Annotated in this window: 11 protein-coding genes and 1 pseudogene; all 12 read left to right on the top strand. The window is 65.9% G+C overall.

Going from position 1 to position 15116, the window contains the following annotated elements:
- The coding region (manD, locus tag VK533_RS13660) for a D-mannonate dehydratase ManD (RefSeq protein WP_324378559.1) at positions 1–1087 on the top strand (1087 nt) is incomplete at its 5' end.
- On the top strand, positions 1084–2385 hold the full coding sequence (locus VK533_RS13655) for an MFS transporter (protein WP_324378556.1): 1302 nt from the start codon (positions 1084–1086) through the stop codon (positions 2383–2385). The genes manD and VK533_RS13655, both read left to right, overlap by 4 nt.
- Positions 2386–2387: 2 nt before the next feature.
- Entirely contained in the window at positions 2388–3800 is a 1413-nt protein-coding gene (gene uxaC, locus VK533_RS13650; RefSeq protein WP_324378554.1) for a glucuronate isomerase, read from the top strand.
- Positions 3797–5260 (top strand): mannitol dehydrogenase family protein, encoded by a 1464-nt coding sequence (locus VK533_RS13645; RefSeq protein WP_324378552.1) that lies wholly within the window; start codon positions 3797–3799, stop codon positions 5258–5260. The genes uxaC and VK533_RS13645 overlap by 4 nt, the downstream gene beginning before the upstream one ends.
- Before the next feature lie 38 nt (positions 5261–5298).
- Entirely contained in the window at positions 5299–6372 is a 1074-nt protein-coding gene (locus VK533_RS13640) for an endo-1,4-beta-xylanase (protein WP_324378550.1), read from the top strand.
- Entirely contained in the window at positions 6369–9176 is a 2808-nt protein-coding gene (locus tag VK533_RS13635) for a glycosyl hydrolase 115 family protein (RefSeq protein WP_324378548.1), read from the top strand. The genes VK533_RS13640 and VK533_RS13635 overlap by 4 nt, the downstream gene beginning before the upstream one ends.
- A gap of 11 nt (positions 9177–9187) precedes the next feature.
- Positions 9188–10408 (top strand): SGNH/GDSL hydrolase family protein, encoded by a 1221-nt coding sequence (locus VK533_RS13630; protein ID WP_324378546.1) that lies wholly within the window; start codon positions 9188–9190, stop codon positions 10406–10408.
- On the top strand, positions 10408–11289 hold the full coding sequence (locus tag VK533_RS13625) for a polysaccharide deacetylase family protein (RefSeq protein ID WP_324378544.1): 882 nt from the start codon (positions 10408–10410) through the stop codon (positions 11287–11289). The genes VK533_RS13630 and VK533_RS13625 overlap by 1 nt, the downstream gene beginning before the upstream one ends.
- Before the next feature lie 188 nt (positions 11290–11477).
- Entirely contained in the window at positions 11478–12227 is a 750-nt protein-coding gene (locus VK533_RS13620; protein ID WP_324378542.1) for an FkbM family methyltransferase, read from the top strand.
- 30 nt (positions 12228–12257) lie between these two features.
- Positions 12258–12725: a hypothetical protein gene (locus VK533_RS13615; RefSeq protein WP_324378540.1), complete on the top strand. Its 468-nt coding sequence runs from the start codon at positions 12258–12260 to the stop codon at positions 12723–12725.
- Between the two features lie 215 nt (positions 12726–12940).
- Complete coding sequence (gene ffh / locus VK533_RS13610) at positions 12941–14416, top strand: signal recognition particle protein (RefSeq protein WP_324378537.1); 1476 nt, start codon at positions 12941–12943, stop codon at positions 14414–14416.
- 41 nt (positions 14417–14457) lie between these two features.
- Positions 14458–14910, top strand: a pseudogene (gene rpsP, locus VK533_RS13605) (30S ribosomal protein S16); the annotation flags it as partial.
- Between the last annotated feature and the right edge of the window lie 206 nt (positions 14911–15116).

The following is a 15116-nucleotide window of genomic DNA, read 5'->3' as shown; positions in this document are numbered from 1 at the left end:
GACGGTGAAATCCTATCTTGAGGATCATGTCGTGCCGTGCCTGATCGGGCGCGACGCGCACCGGATCGAGGACATCTGGCAGTATCTCTACAAGGGCGCCTACTGGCGGCGCGGCCCGGTCACGATGACCGCGATCGCGGCGGTCGACATGGCCTTGTGGGATATCAAGGGCAAGGTCGCCAACCTGCCGGTCTACCAGTTGCTCGGTGGCGCCAGCCGCGAGGGCGCGATGGTTTACGGCCATGCCAACGGCAAGGACATCGAAGAAACGATCGCCAACGCGCTCCATTATAAGGAGCAGGGCTACAAGGCGATCCGCATCCAATCGGGCGTACCCGGTCTGGCCTCGACCTATGGCGTGTCGAAGGACCGCTATTTCTACGAGCCCGCCGATAGCGACCTGCCCACCGAGAATGTGTGGTCGACCGAAAAGTACATGCGCTCGGTCGTGCCGCTGTTCGAGAAGGCGCGTGAGGCCTTGGGCTGGGACGTGCATCTGCTGCACGACATCCACCATCGCCTGACCCCGATCGAAGCCGGCCGCCTCGGCAAGGATCTCGAACCTTTCCGCCCCTTCTGGCTGGAGGATGCGACCCCGGCCGAGAACCAGGATGCGTTCCGCCTGATCCGCCAGTACACCACGACCCCGCTTGCGGTCGGCGAGATCTTCAACTCGATCTGGGACTGCAAGGGGCTGATCGAGAACCAGCTGATCGATTATATCCGCGCGACCGTGGTCCATGCCGGCGGTCTCACGCATCTGCGCCGGATTGCCGCGCTCGCCGATCTCTACCAGGTCCGCACCGGCTGCCATGGCGCGACCGATCTCTCGCCGATCGCGATGGCGGCGGCGCTCCATTTCGACATCTCGGTGCCCAATTTCGGCGTGCAGGAATATATGCGCCACACGGCCGAGACTGACGCCGTCTTCCCGCACGCCTACAGCTTCGACAACGGCATGATGCACCCCGGCGACAAGCCCGGCCTCGGCGTCGACCTCGATGAAGTCCTCGCCGCCAAGTACGAATATAAGCGCGCCTTCCTGCCCGTGAACCGGCTCGAAGACGGCACCCTCTTTAACTGGTGAAACAGTTGGACACGCCTGGCGCCATTCCCAGAATCCCGCGCGGCCGCGTCCGCTGGATCATCTGTGGCCTGCTCTTCGCCGCAGTGGTGCTGAGCTATATCGACCGGCTCGTCCTCGGCGTGCTCAAGCCGCAGCTCGAACATCTCTATGGCTGGACCAATTCGGGCTATGGCGATGTCACCGGCTATTTCCAGATCGTCTACGGCCTGGGCTTCCTGTTTTTCGGCTGGCTGATCGATCGGATCGGGCCGCGCGCCGGCTATATGCTGTCGATGGCCTTGTGGACCGCCGGCCATTTCGCGCAGGTCCTGGTCACGAGCACGACCGGCTTCGTCATCGCCCGCATCCCGCTCGCGATCGGCGAGGCGGGGACTTACCCGTCCGCGCTCGCCGCCGTGTCGCAATGGTTTCCGAAGAAGGAGCGCGCGCTCGCCATCGGCATCTTCAATGCGGGCGCGAATGTCGGCGCGATCGTCACGCCTCTGCTGGTGTCCTTCATCGTCGCCGGCCTGCTGCTCGATTGGCGCTGGGCGTTCATCGTCACCGGGCTGTTCAACCTGGTGTGGCTCGGTGCCTGGTTCGCGCTGTATCGCAAGCCCGCCGACCATCCGCGCCTCAGCGTCGAGGAGCGCGCTTTCATCGAGGCTGAACCGGCCGACGACAATGGCCGTGCGGGCTTCCGCCAGGTGCTGCGCCATCGCCAGACCTGGGCCTATATGGCGGGCCGCTTCCTTATCGATCCGGTATGGTGGACCTTTCTGTTCTGGCTGCCCGGTTTCTTCAGCAAGCAATATGGCTACGACCTCAAGAGCTTCGGCGTGCCTTTGGTCGCGATCTACATCATGGCCGATGTCGGCGCGATCGCCGGCGGCTGGTACTCATCGCATCTGCTGAAGCGCGGCGTCGATACCGGCCGCGCGCGCAAGCGAGCCATGTTCTTCTGTGCCCTGTTGGCGCTTCCGGTGATGTTCGCGGTGCAGGCGAGCAATGTCTGGCTGGCGGTGCTGTTTCTCGGCATGGCCTGCGCTGCGCATCAGGGTTTCTCGACCAATCTGTTCGCAATTCCCGGCGATCTCTTCCCTCGTTACGCGCAGGGCACATTGATCGGTCTCGGCGGATTTGCAGGCGCGGTCGGCGGTTTCATCGCCGCCAAGTCGCTTGGTGCCTTGCTCGACACGGTCGGCAGCTATCAACCTTTTTTCATCGCCTGTGGGTGCGCCTATCTGTTGGCGCTGCTCGTGACCCACCTGATCAATCCGCGCTATACGCCGGTGACCAATCTGACTGCGGAGATCTGATAATGGCGAAGCTCGCGCTTCACCCTGACCGTCTTTTCCCGGCGGACGAGCGCACCCGTTCGATCGCGCGTGCGCTTTATGCGCCGATCAGGGATCTGCCGATCATCAGCCCGCACGGCCACACCGATCCAGCCTGGTTCGCCTATGACGAGCCCTTCGCCAATCCCGCCGACCTGCTGATCGTCCCCGATCATTATGTTTTCCGCATGCTCTATTCGCAGGGCATCAAACTGGAAGATCTGGGCGTGCCGACCGTCGACGGCAGCGCGACCGCGACCGATCCGCGCGCGATCTGGAAGATCTTCGCGGATAATTTCTACCTGTTCCGCGGCACGCCGTCGCGCGCCTGGCTCGACTGGGTGTTCGTCGAAGTGTTCGGGCTCGACGTGCGGCTCGAACCCGCCACCGCCAATCTCTATTACGACACGATCGACGCCGCGCTGAAGACGCCCGCCTTCCGCCCCCGTGCGCTTTACGAGCGCTTCAATATCGAGGTGATCGCCACCACCGAAAGCCCGCTCGATCCGCTCGATCATCACAAGGCGATCCGGGAAAGCGGCTGGAAGGGCCGTGTCGTCACCGCCTACCGTCCCGATCCGGTGGTCGATCCCGAGACGATCGGCTTCGCCGACAATCTGAAGCGCTTCGGCGAAATGGCGGGCGAGGATGTCTCGACCTGGGCCGGCTATCTGCGCGCGCACGAAAACCGCCGCGCTTTCTTCCGCGCCGCCGGCGCGACCTCGACCGATCACGGCCACCCGACCGCTTTCACCGCCGATCTGTCCAGGGCAGACTGCGAGGCGCTCTACGCCAGGGTCCATGCCGGCAAGGCGAGCCTCGCCGATGCGGAGCTGTTCCGCGGCCAGATGCTGACCGAGATGGCGCGCATGTCGATCGACGACGGCATGGTGATGCAGCTCCATCCCGGCGCGTACCGCAGCCATAACCCGCACGTGCTCGCGCGCTTCGGCCGCGACAAGGGTGCGGATATTCCGATGCCGACCGAATATGTGCGCAACCTGAAGCCGTTGCTCGACCGGTTCGGCAACGACACGCGCCTGACGCTGATCCTGTTCACGCTCGACGAGGATACGTACAGCCGCGAGCTCGCGCCGCTCGCCGGCCATTATCCGGTGCTGCGGTTGGGTCCGCCCTGGTGGTTCCATGACAGCCCCGAAGGCATGCGCCGCTTCCGCGAAATGGCGACCGAGACCGGCGGCTTCTACAACACGGTCGGCTTCAACGACGATACGCGCGCCTTCCTCTCGATCCCGGCGCGGCACGATGTCGCGCGGCGGATGGATTGCGCCTTTCTCGCCCGGCTCGTCGCCGAGCAACGGCTGGAAGAGGACGAGGCCCACGAACTGGCGCGCGCGCTCACCTACGATCTGGTCAAGGCGGCGTACAAGCTGTGAAGCGGCTCGACGAACTTACCGCTCTGGACCTCCCGGCCGCGGTCGCGCGGCCCGCTTATGATCGCCACGCCGTCGCCACCGGCATCGTCCATCTCGGCCTCGGCGCCTTCCACAAGGCGCATCAGGCGGTGGTCTATGACGCCGCGCTCAACGGCGGCGATCTGCGCTGGGGCGTGCTCGGCGCATCGCTCAGGTCGCGCGGCGTGCGCGATCAACTCGCGCCGCAAGGCGGGCTCTACACCGTCACCGCGCGCGACGGCGACGATGCGCAGACCCGGCTGATCGGCGCGCTCCAGGGCGTGCTGGTCGCACCCGAGGATCCCGCGCAACTGGTAGCCGCGATGTCGGACGCGCAGGTCCATCTCGTCACGCTGACCGTGACCGAGAAGGGCTATAAGCTCGATCCGGCGGCGGGCGCCTTGATCCACGACGATCCCGATCTCGCCGCCGATTTGAAGTCGCTCGATCGCCCGCGCACCGCGCCCGGCTTCATCGTCGCCGCGCTCGCCAAACGGCACGCGGCGGGGCTCAAGCCCTTCACCACTTTGTCGTGCGACAATCTGCCGCACAACGGCTCGCGGCTGCGCGAGGCGGTGCTGGCGCTCGCGGCGCACCACGATCCGGCCTTGCGCGACTGGATCGATACGCACGGCGCTTTCCCCGCGACGATGGTCGACCGGATCGTGCCCGCGACCGAAGAAGCCGACATTGCCGCGCTCGAAGCCCGGATCGGTCTGATCGACCGCGCGATGGTCAAGACCGAGCCGTTCAGCCAGTGGGTGATCGAGGATCGCTTCGTCGGTGAACGGCCCGATTTCGCGGCGCTCGGCGTCCAGCTGACGGACTCGGTCGCACCGTGGGAAGACGCCAAATTGCGCATGCTCAACGGCGCGCATTCCGGCATCGCCTATGTGGGCGGCCTCGCCGGCATCGAGTTCGTCCACCAGTTCGTGGCACTCCCCGCCGGCCGCGCCTTCGTCGAGGGGCTCTGGGACGAATCCGCCGAGACATTGTCGCCGCCGCCGGGGCTCGACGTCCCCGCCTACCGCGCCGCCTTGATGGGGCGGTTCGCCAATTCGGCGCTCAACCACCGCACCCGCCAGATCGCGATGGACGGCTCGCAGAAGCTGCCCCAGCGCCTGCTTGCGCCGATCCTCGCACGGCTCGATCGCGGCCTGAAGGTCGACACGCTCGCGCTCGCGGTCGCCGCCTGGATGCGCTGGCAGGAAGGGCGCGACGACAATGGCGAAGCCTATGTCGTCGACGATCCGCTCGCGCCGCGCACCGCGGGCTCGGGCAATCTTTCGGCGGGCGGCGCGGTCGCCGGTCTGCTCGCGATCGACGCGATCTTCCCGCCCCGGCTCGCCGAGCATCCGGGCTTCCGCAAGACGCTCATCGACGCGCTCGCCGCGCTTCGGGCCAAGGGCGCACGCGCCGTGATCGAGGACAGGTTCGGATGACCATAACGCGGCGTCTCCTTCTTGCAGGCGGCGCCGCTTTGGCGATCGCGCCCCGCGTCCTCGCCGCGCCCGCCAATTCGCTCGACGCGATCGGCCAGACCAAGGGCCTGCGCTTCGGCACGGCGGTCGGCATGGGCCAATTCCCCGACGCCCGCTATCGCGGCCTGATCGAGGCCGAATGCGGCGTGATCGTGCCCGAGAACGAGCTCAAGATGCATGCCATCCACCCGAACGGGCCGGATGATTTCGACTTCACCAGGGCGGATACGCTGGTCGATTATGCGACCGCGCACGGCCTTAAGATCCGCGGTCACAACCTCATCTGGCACCATCCCGAATGGATGCCGAAATGGAGCGAGACGCTCGATTACGGGCCAAAGCCGGCCGAGCGCGTCGCCGAAATCCTGACCCGCCATGTCGACACGGTCTGCAAGCGCTACGGCGAGAAAATCTTCACCTGGGACGTCGTCAACGAGGCGGTCGACAACAAGACCGGCGTGATGCGCGAGACCGCTTTCTCGAAGGCGATGGGCAGCCCCGAAGCCGTGCTCGACCTTGCCTTCCGCACCGCGCGCGCCGCCGTGCCGCGCTGCGAGCTCGTCTATAACGACTATATGAACTGGGACGCGACCGGCCATTGCGGCGGCGTGCTCCACTTGCTCGACGGGTTCCGCAAGCGCGGCGTGCCGGTCGATACGCTCGGCCTGCAAAGCCATTTGAGCGCGCGTCCCGGCCTGCCCCATTTCGGCTTCGGCCCCGAGCAGGAAAAGGCCTGGCGCGGCTTCCTCGATGCGGTCACCGGCATGGGCTACAAGCTCCAGATCACCGAGCTCGACGTCAACGACACCGCCGTCCCCGGCGATTTCGCCACGCGCGACGCCGCCGTCGCCGATCTGACCAAGGCCTATCTCGACTGCACCTTGTCCTACCCGCAGGTCAGCACCGTGATGGTGTGGGGGATGACCGACCGCTATTCCTGGTTGCAACATAACAAGACCAAGCGTGAAGACGGCCAGCCCCTGCGCTGCTGCCCCTACGACGCCGATTTCAAACCTCACCCGATGCGCGACGCGATCGCCGCCTCGCTCGGCGACGCGAGGTCCCGCGTATGAAGCACCTTCTCGCGCTCGTTTTGGCAGCGCTGTCGGCGCCCGCTTTCGCCGCCTGCGACGGCCCGGCGGCGATATGCCCGACCGGCCCCGGCACCGCGCTCGCCCTGATCGCGGACGGCCGCCCTGTCGCGATCGTCACCGACCCGCAGGACGACCCCGCCGTGCTGCGCGCCGCCGACGATCTGCGCGGCGATCTCGCCAGGGTCGGCGGGCATGATGCGGGGAAGGGCGGCCAGGCGATCATCGTTGGCACGATCGGCAAGGATGCCTTGATCGACGGGCTGATCGCCTCAGGCAAACTCAACGTCACCGGCGTGAAGGGCAAATGGGAAGCCTATCTCCAGCAGGTGGTCGATCATCCCACGCCGGGCATCGACCGCGCGCTGGTCATCGCCGGTGCGGACCGGCGCGGCACCATCTTCGGCGCCTACGATATCTCGCGCCGCGCGGGCGTTTCGCCCTGGACGTGGTGGGCGGACGTGCCCGTCCGTCAGCAGGCCAGCCTGTTCGTGCTGCCCGGCCGCCGCACCGATGCCCCGGTCGTCAAATATCGCGCGATCTTCCTCAATGACGAGGATCCCGCGCTCAAGGGCTGGGCGACCGCGACCTATGGCGGGCTCAACCACAAATTCTACGGCCAGCTGTTCGAGCTGATCCTGCGCCTCAAGGGCAACATGATCTGGCCCGCCATGTGGGGCAAAGCCTTTTACGACGACGATCCCGAGGACAAGGCGACCGCCGAGAAATACGGCATCGTCATCGGCACCTCGCACCACGAACCCCTGATGCGCGCGCATGTCGAATGGGAACGCTACGGCAAGGGCGCGTGGGATTATCAGACCAACGCGCCGTTCCTGCGCGACTTCTGGCGCAAGGGGCTCGAGCGCGCCGCCGGCGGCGACCATCTCGTCACGATCGGCATGCGCGGCGACGGCGACAAGCCGATGACCCAGGGCACCGCGATCCCCCTGCTCGAGCAGATCGTCGCCGATCAGCGTAGCATCATCGCCGACGTCACCGGCAAGCCCGCATCCGAGACGCCACAAGTGTGGGCGCTCTACAAGGAAGTGCAGGATTATTACGATCAGGGGATGCGCGTCCCCGACGACGTGACGCTTCTGTTTTCGGATGACAATTGGGGCGATCTGCGTCGCCTGCCCGTATTCGGCGCCAAGCCCCGCGCCGGCGGCTACGGCATCTATTACCACTTCGATTATGTCGGCGGCCCGCGCAATTATAAGTGGATCGACACGACCGAGATCGCGCGCGTGTGGGAACAGATGCGCCTCGCCGATGCCTATGGCGTCGACCAGCTCTGGGTGGTCAATGTCGGCGATCTCAAGCCTTACGAAGCCGCGACCGACTTCTTCCTCGACCTCGCCTGGAACCCGAAGGCGATGACCGTCGACCGGCTAACCAACTGGCACCGCAATTGGGCGTCCGAGCAGTTCGGCCCGGACTATGGGCCCCTGATCGGCGACTATATCGACAAGACGACCTTGCTCGCCGCCCGGCGCAAGTTCGAACTGCGCGATCCGGGCACGTGGAGCCTGACCCAGGACCGCGAGGACGAACGCGTGCTCGCCGATTATGCCGCGCTCGATCGCGACGCGCACGCCACCGCACCGAAGCTGCCGGCCGACGCACAGGACGCTTATTATCAGTTGGTGCTGCATCCGGTCGAAGCGGCGCTCAACCTCGAACGCCTCTACAATGCGACCGCGCTGAACCGGCTGCACGCGGCCCAGGGCCGGGCGGACGCCAACGATCTTGGCGACGCCGCCAAAACCTATTTCGCCGAGGATGCGGCGATTGCCAAACGCTACGAAAGCCGCGCGAACAACAAGTGGCCCCACATGATGGACCAGACGCATATCGGCTATACGCGCTGGCAGGAGCCGGCGAAGAACATCATGCCCGCGCTGTCGCATATCGATCCGGTCGCTGGCGCGGTGCCTGGCATAGCGATCGAAGGGCAGACGCAGACACTTGGCGCCGGCCAGGCGCTGCGGCTGGAACGCTATGGCGCGCCGACGGTGCGGTTCGAAATTTTCGCGCGCGGCGACAAGCCGGTCAAATGGACCGCGAAGCCGTCGAAGCCGTGGGTGCATGTCGACAACCCAGCCGGTCAAACCGACAGCACGGCGCCCTTGGAAGTCAGCGTCGACTGGAGCCAGTTGCCGCCCGGCGAAAGCGAAGCCGTGATCGATGTCTCGGGCTTCGGTCCGTATAACGAGCATGTGCCCCTGGTGGCCGTGAACCGCCCCAAACCCGCCCCCGGCAGCTTCGTCGAAGCGGGCGACCATGTCGCGATCGAGGCCGCGCATCACGCCGCGTCGGCCACCGTCGCGGGCGTGTCCTGGACAACCATCCCCAATCTCGGCCGCTGGCTGTCGGCGGTGACGCCGCTGCCGATCCATCCGGCGCCGTTCAAGCCGGGCGCAGGGCCGAGCATCGACTACAACATCACGCTCTGGCAGCCAGGCGCGGTCGACCTCACCGTGATCGCCTCGCCCTCGCTCGACGTCGTCGGCAAGCGCGGGCTGCGCTATGCGATCGCGATCGACAACGAAGCGCCGCAGGTGATCGATCTCGACAAGAGCGCATCCGAACCCGAATGGGCCAAGGCGGTCGCCGACAATATGTGGCAATCGGTCTCGCACCACAAAGTCGCGGCGGCGGGCGCGCATCGCGTGCGCATCTGGGCGATCGATCCCGGCGTGGTGATTCAGCGGCTGATCGTCGCCCGCCCCGGTTACACGATGGGTCTGCTCGGCCCGGTCGAAAGCATAAAAGCACAATAAGGGAGAAGGCCATGAAGGGGTGGGTCTTGTTGGGCGCCTTGGCGCTCGCGCAATCGGCTTACGCCGCGACGCCCGACCATTGGATCGCGAGTTGGGGCGCGGCGCAGCAAATCCCCGAAGCGGGCAACCTGCTGCCTTTGGCCGACATGCAGGACGCGACCCTCCGCCAAATCGTCCACCTCACCGTCGGCGGCAGCAAGCTGCGCGTCCGCTTCTCCAACGCGTTCGGCACGCAGGCGCTCGTGATCGACGACGCCCACATCGCCCGCTCCGCCGACAAGGCCAGCGCCCGGATCGCCCCCGGCACCGATCGCACGCTCACCTTCGACGGCCGCCCCTCGATCGCGATCCCGCCCGGCGCCGAATATCTCTCCGATCCGGTGAGCCTCGCCGCGCCCGCGCTCTCCAGCCTGACCGTCTCGATCCACCTGCCGCAGGCCCCAGCCGGCCAGACCGGCCACCCCGGCTCTCGCGCCACGTCTTATTACCTCCATGGCGATCACGCCGCCGACGCCGATCTCCCCGGCGCGGGGCATGTCGACCATTGGTACCAGCTCACCGGCGTCGAGGTCGCCGCCCCGCCCGCCGCCGCCACGATCGTCGCGTTCGGCGATTCGATCACCGACGGTCATGGCGCGACCACTAATGGCGACGATCGCTGGCCCGACATACTCGCCGCGCGCCTCCAGGCCTCGCCCGCGACCCACAATCTGTCGGTCGTCAATGTCGGCATCGGCGGCAATCACCTGCTCACCGACGGGCTCGGCCCCAACGCGCTCGCCCGGCTCGACCGCGACGTGTTCGCCCGCCCCGGCGCCAAGGCGATGCTCGTGCTGGAGGCAATCAACGATCTCGGCAAATTGAGCCGCGAGGATGTCCGCACCCCCGAACAGCATAAGCAACTCGTCGCCGATCTGATCGCCGCCTACCGCCAGATCATCCTGCGTGCGCACGGGCAGGGGGTGCGCGTGATCGGCTGCACCGTCACGCCTTATGTCGGCTCGGATTATTACCATCCCGACGCCGCCAGCGAAGCCGACCGTATCGCGCTCAACACCTGGATCCGCACCAGCGGCGCGTTCGATGCAATCGTCGACTTCGACGCGGCCATACGCGATCCCGCTCATCCCGAACGCATGATCGCCGCCTACGATTCAGGCGACCATCTCCACCCCTCGGCCGCCGGCTACAAGGTCATGGCCGCTGCCATCAAATTGGAGGCACTCCGCTGATGCGCACCCTGCTCGTCGCTTTGGCCGCGCTTGCCGCCACCCCCGCCGCCGCCGCGCGCGACATCGCCTTCACTTTCGACGATCTGCCCGCCCATTCGGCGCTGCCGCCCGGCGTCACCCGCCTCCAGATCGCGAACGATGTGATCGCCGCGCTCAAGGCGGCGCGCGCGCCCCAGGTCTATGGTTTCATCAACGGCGTCCAGCTCACCAACGAGCCCGGCTCGGACGCGGTGTTGGCCGCGTGGCGCAATGCCGGCTTCCCGCTCGCCAACCATGGCTGGGCGCATCTGGCCTTGAGCAAGATCGACGAACCCACCTTCGAAAGCGAACTCACGAAGAACGAAGCCCTCCTCCAACCGCTCGCCGGCAACACCGACTGGCACTGGTTCCGCTTCCCCTTCCTCGACGAAGCCTATGCCGATCCCGCCAAGCGCGCCGCGTCGCGCGCCTGGCTCGCCGCGCACGGTTACCGCATCGCCGGCGTCACCGCCTCGTTCGGCGATTACGCCTTCAACGAACCTTATGCCCGCTGCGTCGCCAGGGGCGACAGCGCCGCGATCGCGCAGCTGGAGCAGGCCTATCTCGACGCCGCCGCCGACAGCATCCGCATCTCCGCCACCGTCGAAAAAGCGCAGTTCGGCCGCACCCCGCCCGATATCCTGCTCATGCATATCGGCGCGTTCGACGCGCGCATGCTCCCGCGCCTGCTCGCGCTCTACAAGGCGAACGGCTTCCGCTTCGTGACCCTGCCCGACGCCGCGCGCGACCCCGCCAATATCGGCCTGGTCGATCCTAAGGCGCCGCCCTTGCCGGGCCGCACGCTCGGCGACGCCAAGGCGGCGGCGCGGCTCCAGCAGATCGGCGCCCTGTGCGCGAACTGACGGCTCGGTGAACCTCAGATAACGGCGGCCTCATCACGCGTTCAGGCAAGCATCCGTAAATACGTTTCTGCGCCAGCTACCCCCCTTGCTGGCGCCCCTGAACCTGGCCCCGCCGTGAGTATCTCCGGCGGGGTTATTTTTTGGCCACGCCGCTGCTAGCAGTTGGGTCAGATCGCAAGGGAAAGCCCGTGAACCAGCCTGCAGAAAAGCCCCGCGTCCTCACCTTCGCGGACGGGCTCGACATTATGGCGATGCTGCGCGACCAGCTCGAAAAGCCCGCCGACGATAGCCAGCGCTTCGTCCGCTTCTGCCTCGACAATGTCGGCTGGAGCGCCGCGCAGCATCTGCAGGATCTGTGGGTCGCCTACGAACTCCAATCGCGGCGCGGCGGCTATTTCGTCGAATTCGGCGCGATGGACGGCGTCAAATGGTCGAACAGCTACGCGCTGGAAACGCATCTCGGCTGGAACGGCATTGTCTCGGAGCCGGCGCATATCTGGCATCCGGCGGTCAACACCAATCGCGGCTGCGCGGTCGATCGCCGCTGCGTCTGGACCAGGACCGGCGAGACGATCCGCTTCAACCAGACCCCGATCGTCGGCCTCTCCACGATCGATGCTTACTCATCCAGCGACGGCCACGCCCGCAATCGCGTGACCGGCGAGCGCTACGACGTCGAAACCGTCTCGCTCACCGATATGCTCGCCCACTGGCGCGCGCCGCGGCGGATCGATTATCTGTCGATCGACACCGAAGGCTCCGAATATGACATCCTCCAGGCGTTCGACTGGAGCCAGTACGAAATCCGCCTGATCACGGTCGAACACAACCATTCGGACAAGCGCGCGCCGATCTTCGAGATGCTGAGCGCAATGGGCTATGTGCGGAAGTTCGAGGCCTTCTCGCACGCGGACGATTGGTATGTGTTGGGGTATTGATTCCCCCTGCGCAAAAGAGGAGCGGGTCGAATGGAAGCGTCGCAGTTCCTGCTAGAATACATAAAAGAGCAATACACCCAGGCGCGACAACACGAGACGCGTCAGACTGCGGCCACTACCTTTTTGACAGCTGCGAGCGGCGCTATCCTGGGTCTTGCACTGAAGGATGGGCATTTGCTGCGAGGGCAATGGTGGTGCGGTCTGGTTATTATTGGCCTCGGCCTCGCAAACGTCGCCATCCTCGCCGCCCATCAGCTCGGCAATCGCTTTCATACAAAATTAGCTGGAAAGGTACGCCATCGACTTGAGAGCATGTGTCAATGGGACGGAGGCAAAACTGCGACGGACCTGCGTATCGAGGCGCTTTGTGAGATGGGACTAACCGGACCTGATGTGAGCATCGGCGGGCTCGTGTACGAGCGCCTCAGATTGATTCCATTTTTGATGATCGGCCTGGGAATATTATTGTCGATCGTGGCGCTAATATTTGGCAGCTGAGCTTCGCCGAACTCGCCCCGCCCTAAGCATAACTCGAGTCTGGCGCTTCGCCTTCCTTGCCTTTCCCCCTCCATCGCGCTAATGGCGCCCCCGATCGTTCCGACACGAACGTGAGGATAAGCGAACACCGGGATGGTGGGCGCTGAGCTGGCCGACGAGGTTTCGTCCGCCGGCTCGCTTCGCGTTGTGTCGGATTTTGTGAGGTTTTTGAACGGATGTTCGACAGTCTGAGCGACCGGCTTGGTGCCGCCTTCGACCGCTTGCGCGGCCGTGGTGCGCTGACCGAAGCCGACGTGCGCGGCGCGATGCGCGAGGTGCGGATCGCCTTGCTCGAGGCCGATGTCGCGCTGCCCGTCGTCCGCCAGTTCGTCGATAACGCCACCGAAAAAGCGATCGGCGCGGATGTGCTGCGCTCGGTCACGCCCGGCCAGATGGTCGTCAAGATCGTTCATGACGAGCTCGTCCAGATGCTCGGCGCGGATTCGTCCGAGCTCGAACTCGATGTGACCCCGCCCGCGGTCGTGATGATGGTCGGCCTCCAGGGCTCGGGCAAGACCACCACCACCGCCAAGATCGCCAAGCGCCTCAAGGAACGCGGCGCCAAAAAGGTCCTGATGGCGTCGCTCGACGTCAATCGTCCCGCCGCGCAGGAACAGCTCGCCATCCTCGGCACGCAGACCGATGTCGCGACCTTGCCGATCGTCGCCGGCCAGACGCCGGTCCAGATCGCGCAGCGTGCGCTCCAGTCGGCGAAGCTGCAGGGCTTCGACGTCGTCATCCTCGACACCGCCGGGCGCCTGCATGTCGATCAGGCGCTGATGGACGAGATGAAGGCGGTCGCGGATATCGCCAATCCCGCCGAAATCCTGCTCGTGGTCGATGCGCTGACCGGCCAGGACGCGGTCAACGTCGCCACCTCATTCTCCGAACAGGTGCCGCTCACCGGCGTCGTGCTGACCCGCATGGATGGCGATGCGCGCGGCGGTGCCGCGCTGTCGATGCGCGCCGTCACCGGCAAGCCGATCAAGTTCGCGGGCACGGGCGAGAAGCTCGACGGGCTCGAAGGCTTCCACCCCGAACGCGTCGCCGGCCGCATCCTTGGCATGGGCGACGTCGTCAGCCTGGTCGAACGCGCCGCCGAGACGATCAAGGTCGAAGATGCCGAGCGCATGGCGCAGCGCATGTCGGAGGGGAAGTTCGACCTCAACGATCTGCGCAGCCAGCTCGATCAGATGAAGCGGATGGGCGGTCTGTCCGGCCTCGCCGCGATGCTGCCCGGCGTGAAGCAGGTCAAGCAGGCGATGGCCAATGGCGCCGCCGACGACAAGGTGCTCGTCCGGATGGAAGCGGTCCTGTCGTCGATGACCGCCAAGGAGCGCGCCCGTCCCGAACTGCTCCAGGCCAAGCGCAAGATCCGCGTTGCCAAGGGCTCCGGCACTACGGTGCAGGACGTCAACAAGATCCTGAAGATGCATCAGGAAATGGCGACCATGATGAAGAAGATGAAGAAGATGGGCGGTCTTTCCAAGATCGCCGCCATGTTCGGCAAGGGCGGGGGCGATCTCGACGCCATGATGGGCGGCGCGGGGCTTCCGTCCGGCGGCATGCCCGGAATGCCGGGTCTGCCCGGCCCCGGCGGCAACCCCCAGGGCCTGCCGCCCGGCTTCCAGAATTTCCTCAAGAAACGCTGAATTCAACACCAATCACACGAACCTAAAGAAGGAAGAAAAGCATGTCCGTTTCCATCCGCCTGCAGCGCGGTGGCGCCAAGAAGCGCCCTTATTACCGGATCGTCGTCGCCAATTCGCGTTCGCCCCGCGACGGCTCGTTCATCGAGAAGATCGGCACCTACAATCCTTTGCTCGGCAAGGATGACGAGAAGCGCGTGATCCTCGACGCCGAGCGCGCCAAGCATTGGCTGTCGGTTGGCGCGCAGCCGTCCGATCGCGTCGCCCGCTTCCTCGACGCCGCCGGCGTCCAGGAGCGCGCCGCGCGCAACAACCCGAACAAGGGTGTTCCGGGCGACAAGGCCAAGGAGCGCGCCGAGGAGCGTGCGAACAAGGCCGCCGAGGCCGCTGAAGCCGCCGCCGCGCCGCAGCAGGAAGAAGCCGCACAGGAAGAAGAGACGATCGAGGTGATGGCCGAAGCGATCGAGGAAGCGACCGCCGAGCCGACCGAGGAGGCGACTCAGGTCGCCGAGGCGCTTGCCGAGGAAACGCCAGCTGTTGAGGCTGCTGCTGAGGAAGCGCCGGTTGAGGAAGCCGCTGCTGAGGAGGCTCCGGCCGCCGAAGCCGCCGCCGAAGAGCCTGCCGCCGAGGAAGCCCCGGTCGCTGAGGAAGCCGCCGCTGAGGAAGCTCCGGTCGCCGAAGCTTCGGACGAAGCCACCCCGGT

Origin of the sequence: Sphingomonas sp., assembly GCF_035317925.1 — a bacterium.
Lineage (GTDB): Bacteria > Pseudomonadota > Alphaproteobacteria > Sphingomonadales > Sphingomonadaceae > Sphingomonas_I.
The sequence above is the reverse complement of the archived record's forward strand: the minus strand, read 5'-3'. Positions and strand labels throughout refer to the sequence as shown.

Coding starts and splice junctions, on each gene's coding strand:
- uxaC (WP_324378554.1), top strand. CDS start 2,388: ATGGCGAAGCTCGCGCTTCACCCTGACCGTCTTTTCCCGGCGGACGAG.
- VK533_RS13635 (WP_324378548.1), top strand. CDS start 6,369: ATGAAGCACCTTCTCGCGCTCGTTTTGGCAGCGCTGTCGGCGCCCGCT.
- VK533_RS13630 (WP_324378546.1), top strand. CDS start 9,188: ATGAAGGGGTGGGTCTTGTTGGGCGCCTTGGCGCTCGCGCAATCGGCT.
- VK533_RS13625 (WP_324378544.1), top strand. CDS start 10,408: ATGCGCACCCTGCTCGTCGCTTTGGCCGCGCTTGCCGCCACCCCCGCC.
- VK533_RS13615 (WP_324378540.1), top strand. CDS start 12,258: ATGGAAGCGTCGCAGTTCCTGCTAGAATACATAAAAGAGCAATACACC.
- ffh (WP_324378537.1), top strand. CDS start 12,941: ATGTTCGACAGTCTGAGCGACCGGCTTGGTGCCGCCTTCGACCGCTTG.